We start from the raw sequence: 11,575 nt of genomic DNA, 5'->3' as shown, positions 1-11,575 counted from the left end.
CACTGCGAACTGCTTTCCATTTTGAGTTGTCAACAATTGCTCTATTTATCGCCAGGTTGGGATATTTTTCTTCATTTTTTGGATGTTTTCTTTATAAATCTTAACCCGATCATCTGCCTTCTGGGATTCTGCAATAGTAAGGGCCTTTTGCTGTTGTGTTATTGCCTCTTTTTTCCGACCTATCTTATATAGTAGTCCGGCGTATGTGTCAATCCAGGCATCCTCTTCTGGATTGGATTTTAATAAGATAGTCATGTATTCCAAACCTTTTTTAATAGCTGATGAGTCATCACTATGCATAAAAATAATATCATAGACCATATTGTTTAACATGACTTTACCTAAGCCTGCGGTATCTAAACCGTTTTGTTCAATGTTATTAATATGCTGATTAACAATGCTAGGCCAATCTTTCTTTTCTTCTTGTCTGTGAGTTGTATCTGTAATGGTTTGTGCGAAAGAAAGAGATGGCAGTAACCAAAAAATTAAGATGGTAAGTTTTTTCATTTATTGTTTAATTTAAATATCCAGGATTCTGTGTGATTGATTTATTATACAATATTTCCCGAGATGGAATCGGAAAAATGGATTTGTAACTTTTCCAAGATGCCCCTTTTCCCAATGCATGCTTACTCATTACGGAGTCAATAATATTTGTCCGTTTCATGTCAAACCATCGATGACCCCATTCTGTAAATAGTTCGGAGCGCCGTTCATTAAGAAGGATTTGTCTGAGTAATACCTTACTTATATTCTGTCTAATGGGCGGTAGCGGTTGCGTTATATCGTCAGTTACTGGAGCTCTACGTTTACTGCGTAAGGTATTTACATCCTCTATAGCGCCATTCGTATTACCAATCTCATTTCGTGCCTCGGCACGTATCAAGAATTGTTCGGAAAGTCGTAGTACAATATCATATTCCCCAATATTAGCTGAGCCGGGGATAACGGGGATCTTGTATTTGGTTGGATAGTGATAGTAGGATCCGCCTTTTTTAACCGAATCAATCCAAGATATTTTTCTTTGGTCGCCGGGTTCAAAGTGATGAATAAGGGAGTTCGAGAGGAATAAATTATAGTCGCCTCCGTCTGGTCCACTTTCCGGAAGCAGCAAATATCGTCCTGCAAATGTGTTTATACCATATGTCACAGACTGTAATCCCCATATCGTCTCAGAACTATTCTTTAAAAATGTGTTTTCCAAAGTAGTAAGCGAGTAAATGGAATTTGAAATGACCTTGGTTGCTGCTGCCTCTGCCGAATTGTAGTCCCTTTGATTTAGAAAGATTCTAGCCTGAAGTGCGTTAACAGCACCAAGATTTGGACGGACACGTTCAATTGTGAATTGAGTTACATCTGCACCTACATAGTCAATAGTCAGTAGTCTTTCTGCTTCTGAAAGGTCGGTTATCATTTGATCGTATATTATTGAAGCAGGTGTCCTAGCCGCCTTGGCGTTTGTCTCTGGATCTGTGGTGAGAATAAGTGGCACATCTCCATAGAAATTTACAAGATAGAAATAGCAGAATGATCTTAGGAAGTAGGCTTCTCCCAGAAGCCTTGTACTCACAGATTTGTCGAGATGTTCGTTTGCAGACAACTTAATGATGGCATCATTTATTGTATATAGTAGATCATAACATGTGTGCCAATAGGTCTGACCTTCATCGAGATATTTGGGGTCAAGATCATTTGTATAATAGCGAGTAGAGTGCCGGCTTGAATTGACGTCGTATAAAGTAAGATTATCTGCAGACAGATCGCCAAAAACAGAGAACGAGGCAAGGCCACCATTGAAGAATTTTTGGCTGATTCTGGCATAGAGGCCAATAAATACTGCTGAGGCTGTACTGTTGTCTTTGTATACGTTGTCTGTACTCGTACTAGTATCTGGGGCATCGACTTCAGCTAATTTCTTACATGCACCAAATAGAAGGACGATGCTAATAACCAGCATCAGTAAATGCCCTCCTAGAAGTTTAATGAGTCCCTTTTTCTTATCCATCTTTTCATAATTAAAACGTTAATTGAAATCCTGCGTTAACCATTCTTAGTGGTGGTATAGAACCAGTCGCCTGAGTTTCTGGATCAAGGCCGATATATTTGGTATAGGTCCACAAATTTTGCCCCTGAATAAATATTCTAGTCCGGCTTATATTGAATTTTCTCATTAGTTTTTCCGAAATAGTGTATGATAATGCGAAATTTTTCAATCTTATATATGATGCGTCTGAAAAACTTTTATCACTATTAAGTGCAGCATCGTACGCTACAATGGCATCACCGCTTAAGGAAATTTTTTGTATTGAGGCCACATCCCCTGCTTTTTGCCAACGATCTAGTATGTATCTTTGTTGATTGGAATTGACATAACCGGCATAGTTCCCAAATCTGTCGGCAATACCATTTTGACTCGTGAACTGAAAAAGAACGTCTAATGTAAACCTGGCATATTCAAAAGTATTATTGAAGCCACCATAAAATCTTGGATTCATGTCAATGAGTTCTGTCCGATCGGTAAACGGACTAGGATTTGAAGTAGGTTTACCGTCAGCTCCCATAAACTCGTATAGGCCAGTATTGGTATTTACACCCATGTATTTATAAACTTTCGCTAACGAAAATGATTTGCCAACGACCATGCGGTCCGCATATGTTGAATTTTCAAGGTTAGGAAACGAAATCAATTTGTTATTTGGAAGTGTAATATTTACGGAGCTCCGCCAGTTAAATCTGCTGTTAGAAATTACTTTAGCGTTCAGCTGCATTTCTATACCTGTATTTTGCACAACTGCAGGGAAATTACGATCTATGTTACCAAAACCTGTGGTAGCGGGCAGATCTTCAAGAAGTAGTTGATTGGAAGATCTATTTCTAAAATAATTTGCGGTTAGAAATAGTTTGTCTTCGAGAAAACCCATTTCCAGTCCTAAATTAAACTTATGAGTCTCCTCCCATTGTAAATATGGATTAGAAATGTTAGTTGGATATATACCGCTTGTACCTAAATATGGTATATTAGTATAATAGTTGTTCAGCAGACTTAAATATCTATAGTCACTGATTTGATCGTTTCCAGTGGTCCCATAATTAATCTTTATTTTTCCAAATGACAACCAAGGCAAATCACTGTTAATAATTTCCTCTTTACCAAATAGCCAGGCACCGCCAATGCCATAAAAATTATGTAATTTGTTTTCCGGTCCGAAACGACTGCTACCGTCTCTTCTAGCCGTAAGATTTAATATATATTTATCTCTCAGTCTATAATTAAGTCTTCCGAATAGTGCGTTGTACTTATATTTGGAAGCTACATTTATATCAACATCAAGTTGCGGTGCTGCGGCTATGTTTTTTAGCTGCGCATCACTTGAATGCCCTGATCCTATTTGCTGAAGAATGTTAGAATTTGTTTGTTGAACGGTGCCACCTATGAGCAAGTCCAGTACTCCGAAATTTGTTACTTTATTATAGGTAATTTGAGGTTCGGCAATCCATGAGTTGACTGATTTAGATAAGAAACGAGCTGACCGGATCTTGTCAGGATTATCCGGTCTAAAAAGAGTCAGGGGGCTTAATTTCGTTTCTTCGCCATTAATTCGATTAATTCCAAATGATCCCTTTATAATAAGCCCTGGAACAACTTCATATCCTATATTATTATTAGCAAGTAGATTATTGGTTTTTCCCTCGAATGGTTTGCCTATATATACCGCTGGATTGACAGTGTGGGTGTAAAATCCGGGATTTTGCGGAGCCGGTGCCCAATTGATAGATCCGTCCGCATTATACATGTCTGGAGCATTTGGGGCTAAAATAATCGCGCTTCTCATTAAGTCTTCGTCATTCAAGGTGTTAATTCCTTGCAGGTAAGTAGCACTTAGCGTATATTTAAATTTGTTATTGGATGAACTATGATTTAGATTGAAATGAACATTCCCTCTTTTATTAGAAAGCTTGTTTGGATATACTGTCGTTTCCCGAATGTATCCATAACTCGTCAGGAACTGTGTATTTGCGTTTCCTCCTGATAGGGATGCTTGTATATTTGTTAACATGGCAGTTCCCCCGACAAGTTGTTTTTGCCAGTCATTGTATTTATTGGGTGACCAAACACTTAAATCATAGTTAGTCCAATTGACTTCAGATCCCAATGTTGGTATAGGTTGTCCATCATTAATATATTGTTCTTTTCTGATAGTGAGATATTCTTCGGGAGTTAGCAAATCATACATTTTGCTTATCCTGCCCCATCCATTCTGGATATTTATATCTAACTGGGTTTTTCCTGCTTTTCCCTTTTTGGTGGTTATTAATATTGCGCCGTTTGCTGCCCTTGAACCGTATATGGCCGTTGCGTCAGCGTCTTTCAGCACAGAAATACTTTCAATGTCTGCCGGGTTGATTAGGTTTAAAGCGCTGCCACTTAAACCAGCAATTGCGCCTTCCATCAATGATGCATTTGTGAACTGTGCAGTGTAGGGAATACCGTCGATTACGTAAAAAGGTTCGTTGCCATTACCAATGGAATTTTTGCCTTGAACTGTAACGTCAACACTACTTGCTGAAATGCCTGATCCTTGTTTTATAAACAAGCCAGGTACCCTGCCTGACAATGCAAGTTGAACATTAGTGACAGGTTGATTCTGAATATCTCTTGCCGATATCACACTGACATTACTCGTGTTAAACTCTTTTCTTACTGTACCATATGCTACAACTTGTATCTCTTTTAAATTTGCATCTGTTTCTTTAAGTATTATTTTTAATTGCTTTTCTGTTGTATACCCCACCTCTTTCGTCTCTCTACCAATCATCCTCACTACCAGCGTCCCTTTATCCGGCACACCATCAAACAAAAAATTCCCATGCTGATCTGTCACTGCCATTTTCCCACTTTCTTCCTTCAGGATCACGGTAACTCCCGGCAGTGGATTGCCTTCTTCATCTGTTACTTTACCACGTACCGTGATCACCGAAAAAAAATTGGCTACCTTATCAACGGTGGATGGTGGTGCTGGTCTGACGGTGATCATTTTACCTTTTATGGCGTATTCAAACGGCTGACCTTTGAATACAGTACTTAAGGTCGTTTCCAGTGTGGCATTAGTAAGTGATACGGAAACAGGTGTAGCTTTTTCCAGGTATTCTGAGGCAAAGAAGAAGTAGTAGCCTGTTTGTTTGCGGATACTTTGCAGTACGTCGCGTAGGGGGGCGTTTTCGTAGTGCAGAGTGATCTTTTGCGCATAAGTAGCGGCTGTAACCTGTATACTGATGATGGTACAGATGAAGAGAAGCTTTGTGATCAGTAAAAGCTTATGGATGGCTGGCCGGTATGGGGGAAATGGCTGGCCCTCATTGCGTTGGTAGCAATAATTCATAACATTACATTGTTAGTAGTGAACTAATTTGAATTACGTTGGTGCAGTTAATTAACTAGTAAGCGTTGGTTTTTGTACAGTTCCTGATATACGTGGAACTATTGCTTTTATTCCTTTAGTGTGTTTTTATTGTTGAATGATTTTTCTTCCAGTTATTTTAAATTTCACATGACTATTTTCGGCGATGACATTCAATAATTCAGATAATGGCTGGTCTCTTGGTATTTCTCCATCGAATGTAATATCAGGTAGTTCAGTATCTGGCGCTTCAACATCGTACCAGCGGCAGAGTTGTTGCAGCACACTTTTTACAGGTGTATGTCGGAATACGAACAGGCCGTCTTTCCAGGAGATGACATCGCTGGGATCTACTGGTGTGACCTGCCAGTTATCCGTAGTCAGCGTAGCCTGTTGACCTGGTTGCAGTATCTTGGGCAGCAGATGGCCATTAGTGAGTTGGATACTACCTTCAGCGAGTGTTGTTGTCACGGATTCGTGTGGGTAGCAGGAAATATTGAAATGTGTGCCCAGGACTTTTACTGTTTGAGTGCCGGAGATCACCAGGAATGGCCTGGATGCGTCTGACCGGATCTCAAAGTATGCCTCGCCGCTCAGGTGTACCTGACGGAACCTCTTGCTGAAGGTGACCGGGTATTTCAGCGTAGTCGCCGCGTTCAGTATCACATGACTGCCATCTGGCAGAAACACTTCATATTGACCCCCGTTAGGCGTAGTGATAGTATTGTATGCAGCTCTGGTGTCGGCTGAACCACTACTGATGGTGTATACCAGTTGTCCCTTACTGTTTTTAGTGATTGTTACACCATGTTGCTCCTTGATGGTATTGGTACTGCTATCATTTAAGATGACCTCTTTACCGTTTGCAAGTGTAAGCACCGCTTTATGGCGGCCGGCAGGTCTGTCATTAGCCTGATTGTAGGCATACAGGTCCTGTGTATTACCTGTGTCAGGTGTAACCCTTGGAATATGAAAATACCAGATACTGATGGCAATGATCATAGCTATTGCAGCAGCCGCTGCCCACAAATAGATGGGCTTCCGGTTTGAAGGCCGGTCACCGGATTTTTCTAATGCACGCTGCCAGATGTTTTCGTGTGCAGCAGGAGAGTGGTCAAAGACTTGATCAGGTAGTCGATTCTCAAGATCTGCATACCATTTGTCCATGAACGCTTCTTCCTCCGGAGTGCATTGGCCGGCGGCATATTTTTTTAAAAGTGCTGCTACTTCCTTTTCAGTCATGATAAACTCACTCCAAAGTCTTTATCACAAGTTTTATAATCGCTGTTATGTGAGTAAGACAGTTGACTGAAACAATATGTATACAAACCTGTAAAAAAAATTATCAGAAAAGAATTGAGGTGAGTTTAGAGCGAAGAATCTTCAGCGCCCGGTTTAATTGCGTATTGACCGTCCCTTCAGTAACACGTGTTACCTGCGCAATCTCTTTGCGGGATAGATGCTCTTTTCTGCTTAGGTCAAATATCTCCCGCATTTTGGGGGGAAACGCGGCTACTGCGTTTTCGATCCGGTGCTTAAGCTCTCGTTCGATGATCAGTTCATCAGTGGCATGTGTGCCCCTGCTATAAAACTCTTTAATCGAATTGACATAACGTTGCCTGTGCTGTTCTTTGTCGAATTGATTAAGCACACTGTTTTTTACCGATCTATAAAGATACGATTCAAGTGAAGTATTGATCTTTAATTGCTGTTGATTGGTAAGCAGATTGGCAAAGACGTCCGAAACAGTGTCCGCCGCAAGATCATCATCTCCCAGCATCTTTCTGGCATAGTTTAGCAATGACTCCTTATACCGTATATAGATTTCTTTTACGGCAGCCTTGTCTGCATGCGGCAGCTGACCAGCAAGTTCTGCATCTGTAAGAGATTCTACAACACCCATATTCTACTATTAGCTAGTTTTACAATTATCAGGGATAATTAATATCATTTTGTCAGCGTCTGCCGGTAATACCTGACATACCCATTCAATTCATGATTATTAGTAAAACCAAGGGAAAAGCTGTCATAAATGTAGTTGATCCCGTTTCTTTTTTTGTTAATGCCAGGTTAACAGAAGTGAATTTCTGGCTATTTGAAGAAAAACATTCCCATCTGGACCGCTTCGCCAGCTGTCACATTGAGAAAGCTGATATAGATATGCATATTGCCAACGTAATTAGCAAGCAAGGTTGTTAGTAAGCACTTAGGCGTGTCATATTATAAACTGAATGTTTGTCAAACTTTTTGCAGGGAAATATAACTTTTAAATTTTCCGATTATTCTACATGTAAACCTGTTTCAGGACGATTTACTCTTCACCATCTTACGTTGATCCTACGTTCATAAACGTAGGATCAACGTAAGATCAAAAGCTTCGGACTGCCTTAAGCCCTCCTGTCGTCAAGTTTAATTCAGCCATTTTCACCTCCCTCACACCACAATTTGGCGTCCTGTGCACATGATTTGGCGTCCTATGGACATTGCCAGATTTCAAAAACACATAAGACCTATCATTGCAATAGTAATCCTGATGAACCTTCACAAAGGCAAAGCACATGCGGATGAAGCGTTTTGTAAATAACGTCAGACAATTTATCCGCCTGTTTAATAGTTGTCAGGCATACTTTATAACAAGGGTTCATGCGTCATCGTAGTAAAAGTAGTGATGGTGCACGACCCATGGTGTAAGTTCTTTGAAATATTGGGACTATAACCCATATAGCACAGACTGAGCGTCAGCGCAAGTGGGTTGTAGTAAATGAATGAACATGTTACAGACGTCTCCGTGAAATATCGGTTTTTATGCCACGGAAAAAACGGTACTGAACGTGTCATTTAGTATCATGATAACATGAAAGTGAGTAGCACAGACAATGAGTGTGATACTGGCTGCAATACTACCGCAGTTAGTACCCTTTTTGTGGTAGAAATGACGTGAATAAAATTATCTGGTAATTTCAGATTAATATTTACTTTTGGCGGATCAGTCCCTTGCTGAAATAAATACAGCAAAAAATAACCTGAACTGATATGTTACCCGGCAGGTCTCCAACTTATGAAAAGACAGTTAACCACTACTTCGAGTGAAGGCGGTCACCGGCAATTCCATTATCGTTCATGGCATTCCAATAGTAGGATATTCCGTTGATACAGCGTTAATAATGAGAAAGATTTTTACCGATTTAGCAGCCCACAACCATTATAGAAGAGCAATAAACAGTTTTCTTTCATGTCTCTTTTTACTGCTTTCCATGCAGTTGACTGCACAAAACAAAACCCTCACCGGTCAGGTGCAGGATGCAGCTTCGCAGCAGGCAGTTGCTTACGCAAGTATCTCGCTGCTGTCCTGGAATGATTCCTCCAATGTGCGGATAGCTATAGCCGACAGCGCCGGCAAGTACACACTTCGCGATATCGCCGAAGGAAGGTATTACATATATACCAAATGTATTGGTTATAAAGATCAGTGGGACACCATTCGTCTTCAGTCAGCTGCTGCCACAACCGCAGTACGCAATATAGTAATGTATGCTTCCGAGAACTGGATGAATGAGGTAGTAGTGGCAGGCAGAACGCCACCCATCGAAGTGAAGACCGATAGAGTAGTGATGAATGTTGCCAAAAGTATCACTGCAACCGGTAGCACCTTATATGACCTGCTATTGAAATCACCTGGTGTACGCGAAGGTACGGATGAAAATATAATCATCAACGGAAAACGAGGTTTGCAGGTATACCAGGATGGACGACAGCTTACCCTTAGCGGTAAAGAACTCACCAACCTGCTCAGAAGTATACAGGCAGCTGATATCGCAACCGTCGAAATCATTACGAATCCTTCAGCCAGATATGAAGCCGCCGGTAATGCTGGTATTATTAATATAAAAACGCAGAAAGGCGCTGCCCTTGGTTTTAATGGTAACGCCAATCTAACGCTTGGTTTCGGCTCTTATAACCCCAAATATAGCGGTGGTCTGAATCTCACATACCGCGCTAACAGGTTTACGGTATATGGCAACTATAACTATTTTACGGGTAACTCCCTGCGGATGATTGACTTCTTCCGTTTACAGCAAAACCGTCTCGGCCAGCTAACCAATTATGACCAGCGATACCGCGGTGTCACTCACAGTGATATACACTCATTTAAGGCAGGCGCAGACTTTAATCTGAGTAGCCGTAGCACCTTGGGCATCGCTGTCGATGGTAACATCCCGGCTACAAAAACCAGGGCTAACAGCACAACGCCTATCTACCAGTCGTCCGGCAATATAGATTCCACATTATATGCCAGCAACAGGGAACATAAGAACAGTGACCTGTTGAACTATAGCGTCAATTACCGGTACGCCGGAAAAGAAGGCAGAGAGTTCAGCGCATCCGGCAGTTACCTTCATTATAACCTGGATGAAGACAATTACCTGCCAAATATCTATCGCGATGTAAACAATACCGCACTATCCTCGACTATTTTCCAGAGCTACGGCGCTGCCCGCATAGACGTACTGGCTGGAAAAGTGGACTACCAGCAACAACTGCTGGGCGGCCTGTTCAGCGCCGGTGCTAAAGTCAGTGCGGCCAAGACAGACAATGCACTATCCTACTTTTATGCAAATGGTGAGAAACTGATCCCGGATACTGCACGTACCAATCAGTTCGTGTATAAAGAAAATGTCTATGCCGGCTACATAAACTATAGTATCAAGCTGAAAAAGTGGGGTATTAACGCCGGACTGAGACTTGAAGCTACCCGCGCAGAAGGAGTGCTCGATCTCATTACAGGAAAACAGTTGCAGTCAATCGATACGCAGTACGTGAACCTCTTTCCGAACGTAGCGGTTACCTATAATATGAATGATCAGCATACACTGGAGCTGTCTTTCAATAAACGTGTGGACAGACCCGCTTACCAGGACCTGAATCCCTTTGAGACTGTCCTGGACGAACTATCCTATATAAAAGGGAATCCCTTCCTCCGGCCACAATTTGCCAGTACTGCAAAGTTATCACACGTGTTCCGTAAGTACCTGATTACTGCTTTCAGCTATACAGATCTGCGTGATTATTCAGTACGCTACAGAGATACAATACAATCCGGGAAGACGTTTGAAACATTTGTTAACATAGCTCATCAATATACTTATAACCTGTCTACTACTTTACAGCTGGCTCCTGTGAAATGGTGGTCCTTTTATTATACCGTAGGACTTTATCATCAGCGTGTTACCGGTCTGGCAGGAACAGCCAGGGTACCAGTGAGTATGTCTAATAACTTCTGGAGCATCTCCGGAAGTAATACGTTCAACTTCGGGAAAGGCTGGAATGCTGAATTAACAGGATTCTATAATTCAAAATTTCCGGATATACCTGCCATTATCAGTCCGCAGTGGCAGATTGATGCCGGTATACAAAAATCGGTGCTGAAAGGTGCAGGTGCGTTAAAGCTGAGCGCAACGGATATCTTTAATTCCTACGAATTTCGGATGCGGCGAGACTTTGGTGGACTTGCCAATACCGGGCGGGGAAAACGGGAAACTCAACAGGTGAAGATCTCATTCACTTACAGGTTTGGGAACAGCCGCGTGAAAAATCCGTCTGCAACAGACAGCGGATTAAAAGAAGAAAAGAAGCGTATCAAATGATTAATAAAATGGATAAAATTTTGGCCTGGAAAGTAAAAATTTGTAATTTCATTGCTCCCAATTTATAAAACGCATCGTTCATCAGTTTAGAAAATTAACGCGTGATTTACCTCAGATTGGCGTATGAAATATCCGATCTGAATTTATACACAACATTAGTAACCCGTTTGGAGTTTGATAACCAGCAAAAGTAACCACGCGTTAAACAATCTACAAAATATCAGAGCGCTGAAAACATTTGAGAATATGTTACTCATCTGAATTTATTGAATTGGATTGTACATGCTATTTAAAAGCTTATAGAAAATTAGGTGAAACAAAAGTCTGTTAACTGCAAGTACACCACTGGTATCAGGGTGTCTGCCTCTCGAAAACTATGATGTCCTTATGTTGTAGAATTACATGCCAGACCAGCTTTAAGCAGGCAACATTAAACTTTATAAAGCTTATACTTACGTTACCACGACGATATTAACAGCTAATATCCTGATGTAAGTCCGATAAGAAAAAAACATACCGTTCCCGCATGGG

General features: G+C 41.1%; 6 protein-coding genes. 1 reads left to right on the top strand and 5 read right to left on the bottom strand.

Annotation, left to right across the window (positions count from 1 at the left end; genetic code table 11):
- Nucleotides 1-45 precede the first annotated feature (45 nt).
- The 5 genes from K1Y79_RS01725 to K1Y79_RS01705 form a co-directional block, all read right to left on the bottom strand.
- The gene (locus K1Y79_RS01725) at nucleotides 46-507 is read right to left on the bottom strand and encodes a hypothetical protein (RefSeq protein ID WP_220248273.1); all 462 of its coding nucleotides are present in this window, start codon (nucleotides 505-507) and stop codon (nucleotides 46-48) included.
- Nucleotides 508-514: 7 nt separating this feature from the next.
- Nucleotides 515-2,005, bottom strand: coding sequence for a RagB/SusD family nutrient uptake outer membrane protein (locus K1Y79_RS01720; RefSeq protein ID WP_220248272.1), 1,491 nt, complete (start codon nucleotides 2,003-2,005; stop codon nucleotides 515-517).
- Between the two features lie 10 nt (nucleotides 2,006-2,015).
- The gene (locus K1Y79_RS01715) at nucleotides 2,016-5,381 is read right to left on the bottom strand and encodes a SusC/RagA family TonB-linked outer membrane protein (RefSeq protein WP_220248271.1); all 3,366 of its coding nucleotides are present in this window, start codon (nucleotides 5,379-5,381) and stop codon (nucleotides 2,016-2,018) included.
- Nucleotides 5,382-5,507: 126 nt separating this feature from the next.
- Nucleotides 5,508-6,641: a FecR family protein gene (locus tag K1Y79_RS01710; RefSeq protein ID WP_220248270.1), complete on the bottom strand. Its 1,134-nt coding sequence runs from the start codon at nucleotides 6,639-6,641 to the stop codon at nucleotides 5,508-5,510.
- Nucleotides 6,642-6,744: 103 nt separating this feature from the next.
- A complete protein-coding gene (locus tag K1Y79_RS01705; protein WP_220248269.1) occupies nucleotides 6,745-7,302 on the bottom strand; it encodes an RNA polymerase sigma factor in 558 nt (185 codons plus the stop codon).
- 1,351 nt (nucleotides 7,303-8,653) lie between these two features.
- Here K1Y79_RS01705 and K1Y79_RS01700 point away from each other — a divergent pair.
- Complete coding sequence (locus tag K1Y79_RS01700; RefSeq protein WP_220248268.1) at nucleotides 8,654-11,044, top strand: outer membrane beta-barrel family protein; 2,391 nt, start codon at nucleotides 8,654-8,656, stop codon at nucleotides 11,042-11,044.
- Nucleotides 11,045-11,575: the final 531 nt, after the last annotated feature.

The sequence above is a fragment of the Chitinophaga rhizophila genome (genome assembly GCF_019492185.1).
In the GTDB taxonomy this organism is placed as follows: domain Bacteria; phylum Bacteroidota; class Bacteroidia; order Chitinophagales; family Chitinophagaceae; genus Chitinophaga; species Chitinophaga rhizophila.
This window is presented reverse-complemented; position numbering and strand designations above follow the sequence as displayed.

Coding starts and splice junctions, on each gene's coding strand:
- K1Y79_RS01725 (WP_220248273.1), bottom strand. CDS start 507: ATGAAAAAACTTACCATCTTAATTTTTTGGTTACTGCCATCTCTTTCT.
- K1Y79_RS01720 (WP_220248272.1), bottom strand. CDS start 2,005: ATGGATAAGAAAAAGGGACTCATTAAACTTCTAGGAGGGCATTTACTG.
- K1Y79_RS01715 (WP_220248271.1), bottom strand. CDS start 5,381: ATGAATTATTGCTACCAACGCAATGAGGGCCAGCCATTTCCCCCATAC.
- K1Y79_RS01710 (WP_220248270.1), bottom strand. CDS start 6,641: ATGACTGAAAAGGAAGTAGCAGCACTTTTAAAAAAATATGCCGCCGGC.
- K1Y79_RS01705 (WP_220248269.1), bottom strand. CDS start 7,302: ATGGGTGTTGTAGAATCTCTTACAGATGCAGAACTTGCTGGTCAGCTG.
- K1Y79_RS01700 (WP_220248268.1), top strand. CDS start 8,654: ATGCAGTTGACTGCACAAAACAAAACCCTCACCGGTCAGGTGCAGGAT.